Here is a 529-nt window from a genome sequence, read left to right as displayed (position 1 = left end):
GCTGACCATGACCCACTGCGTGCCCGACGAGCGGCACGTGGTGACCCGCTGAGGACCCCGCCGGGGATCACAGCGACAGGGCGGACCGGGCGGCGGCGAGCGCCTGCCCGGCGTAGCCCCGGCCGAACAGCACGGCGTGCACCAGCAGCGGGAACAGCTGGTGCACGCCGGCGCGTGCCCGCCACCCCGCGGCGAGCGGCGCCACGCTCAGCTCCGGGGTCGGCTCCTGCCCGGAGACGGTGATGACGGCGGTGCTCTCCACGGGCTTGCCGTCGACGGCCCACACGGACCCGTCGTCGGCGTACAGCCGCGCGGTGACCTGGTGGGTGCCGCGAGGGAAGGCGCCGGGGGCGAGGTGGTACTCGGGGGTGCGCAGCACGGCGACGCGGCGGCCGTTCACCTCCAGGTGCGCCAGACCCCGGCCGGCCTCGGCGCGGCGGCCCGTGCCGTCGGGTGAGAAGCGGAAGTTCCGCACCCGCAGCCGTACGTCCCAGCCGCCCTCGGCGTCGGGGGCGACCTCCACGGTGAC

General features: G+C 76.7%; 1 protein-coding gene. It reads right to left on the bottom strand.

The window, feature by feature from the left end; translation table 11 throughout:
- Positions 1–67: 67 nt before the first annotated feature.
- The coding region (locus LPA54_RS36350; protein WP_228984789.1) for a hypothetical protein at positions 68–529 on the bottom strand (462 nt) is incomplete at its 5' end.

This window comes from Streptomyces sp. DH12 (genome assembly GCF_020873895.1).
Classification (GTDB): Bacteria; Actinomycetota; Actinomycetes; order Streptomycetales; family Streptomycetaceae; genus Streptomyces.
Note: the sequence above shows the minus strand (reverse complement) of the source record. Positions and strands in the feature narration are given on the sequence as shown.